We start from the raw sequence: 2,523 nt of genomic DNA on the forward strand, positions 1-2,523 counted from the left end.
TCACGGGCCGCCAGTGCTGTTGGTGCCGGTATCCGGGTTCGTCATGGTGAGAGCCTGGACGATCTGGTCGGGGCACCACCCTGCTGGAGAAGGGGGAAGCTCATGCGAGAGCGCTATCACGAGCAACTTGACGCCATGCACGTCCAGCTTGTGGAGCTGGCGGTGATGGTGACCAACGCGATGGGCCGCGCGACGACTGCGGTGATCAGCGGTGACCTGCCCGCTGCCGAGGACGTGATCAGCCAGGATGCTGTGATCGATACGGTCCGCGACGATCTCGAAGCCCGCGTGGTGTCCCTCCTGGCCCGTCAGCAGCCGGTCGCCACCGACCTGCGCACGCTCGTGGCCACCCTGCGCATCTCCGCCGACCTGGAGCGGATGGGGGACCTGTCCCGCCACGTCGCGGAGATTGCCCGGAGGCGGTATCCCGGCAGCCCCCTCCCCGCTGCGCTGCGGCCGGCCATCGAGGAGATGGGCCGGGTCGCGCAGCAGATGGCGACCAAGATGCGACAGGCCCTGGAGACGAAAAACCCCCGGGCCGCGGCGGAGCTGCCTTTCGACGACGATGCCATGGACGAGGTCCACCGCAGCACGTTCGAGTACATGGCTGACGGTGCCTGGCCTCACGGCATGGAAACCGCCGTGGACTTGACCTTGCTCAGCCGCTACTACGAGCGCTTCGCCGACCACGCTGTGAATGTCGCGGACCGAGTCATTTTCCTGGCCACCGGGGTCGGGTCTGCCCCCGGCGTTGACATCCATCGTTGACACCAACGGCGGCGGACACTGACGGCTGACCGTGGACGCCAAGAAGGTCGGCGTTTAGCGGCTGCCCAGTTCGATTCGCTTCAGGGCTTCCCGGGATCGACCTGATAAGGATGAGGCCAGACCTCAAAGCTTGGTTACCACGCGGGGCGCCACCGTCAACCGATGGGCGGCGCCCCGCCGGCTTGACCGGTGGCCTCTTCGTAGAGCCCTCATGTCGCCGGTTTGACCGCCTGCGACCGATCCCCGTGCCCGTACGGGCGGGAAACAAGGGGGAACCACGGTCACTTGCGGACAGCGCGTACAAGAACGGCCCCCGACCGATTTACCTGGTCAGGGGCCGTTCACCTGCGGTGGGTGTGGGATTTGAACCCACGGTGACATCGCTGCCACGACGGTTTTCAAGACTTCTCCGAACCGGGTCCCGCGACAGGCATAGCCAGGACACCCGGCAAAACCGTTCCGCTGCCGGCACAGTATGGTGCGGGCGGCGGAGGAGGAACAGTGACTGACGAGCGCACGCACTGGCGCACTAGCCCATGGTGGTACGCGATCGGGGTTGTGATCTGCACGGCTGGTGCAGTTACCACGGGGGAGAAGGTAACTAGGGTTGTGGCGACAGTGACAGCGGTCGGTTGGGCCTTCGCTATCGGGCGCCTAACATCCAAGAGGGCCCACAGCCGTAGGTAGCAACGCCCCCGACGACACGGCCGTCCCTGGGCCGTCCGAAGCTGCTCTGGGCTGGCGACGACAACGGCCGACGACTCATCCACAGAGTAATGGAGTGGCCGTCAGGCTGAGTGTCTAACTGCGCTACAGCGGCCCCGTACCTCGGCGTACGTCCACGGACATTGGGGGACTGTTCGCGCAGCTCAACCCCAGTGAGACCGCAGGTCGTGAGGGTACCCACTTTGCTTCGGGACGAAGAGGCCCCAGAGTGAAGCCTGTTCGAGGAGTTGGCGAGCCTACGGCCCCCTGATCATGCTCGACCCCAAACCGGGCAGGACACCGGCCAAACCCGCTCCACCGACCTCGGCGTCTCAGTGGCCGCAGACGTGACCGCGCACCAGGGGATCATGCTCCAAGATGAAGTCCAAAACTTTCCAGAACTCGGCCAACCGGGGATGCTGCAAGGCCGCTTCACGATCGAGTTTGAGGCCGAAGAGGGGTCCATCCGGATTAGCGAGCCCCGCGGTTACCAAGGTGGATGCGGGTTCGGTCTGCCCGACGACAGGCCCAACACGGCAGCCGAACGAGACGTGATCGTCCCACTCGTCAGGCCCGACACCCCAGCTTCCGAAGATCACATCTATCCAGGCATCGTGGTCCTTGTTGCGGTGGTGGTAGCAGTTCGCGAAGTAGAGCGCGTAAGGATCACCGTCGGCATAGATGTAATCCCATGCCCGTTCGATCGGGGCATCGCAGCAGTCACACTGGAACTCGCGAGTCTGGCGGTCAGGGCCAAAGGTCAGCAACATGCCGGACATGATGGCCCACAACGGGATCCGGTCCGCTCGCAGGGCATGTCGGGCCGTCTCTGGCCCCCAAGGTCCCTCGTGGGCAACCAACGGCCGGCGGCCCCAGCACCTTCGGAGCCGTTGCACGAGATCCGCACCAGATGCGCACCAGAACAGGCGGTAAACCACGGTCAATAGGGGTCTGTGAGCGATCACGAAATTCCCCAGGTGGGGCGGGTTCAGCGTCACGTAATTCCCCACCCCCGCGGTCACGTAATTCCCCAGGGGGATCGCGGGTGGC

Annotated in this window: 2 protein-coding genes; one reads left to right on the forward strand and one right to left on the reverse strand. The window is 64.9% G+C overall.

The features are described 5' to 3' along the window. Positions 1 to 102 precede the first annotated feature (102 nt). Positions 103 to 768, forward strand: a complete 666-nt coding sequence (gene phoU / locus EFK10_RS45990; RefSeq protein WP_127361571.1) for a phosphate signaling complex protein PhoU — start codon at positions 103 to 105, stop codon at positions 766 to 768. Between the two features lie 1,037 nt (positions 769 to 1,805). Here phoU and EFK10_RS49145 read toward each other — a convergent pair. Further along, positions 1,806 to 2,523 (reverse strand): hypothetical protein (locus tag EFK10_RS49145; RefSeq protein ID WP_206305855.1); only part of this gene is annotated, 718 nt, incomplete at its 5' end.

It is taken from the genome of Streptomyces soli, assembly GCF_003999195.1.
Lineage (GTDB): Bacteria > Actinomycetota > Actinomycetes > Streptomycetales > Streptomycetaceae > Actinacidiphila > Actinacidiphila soli.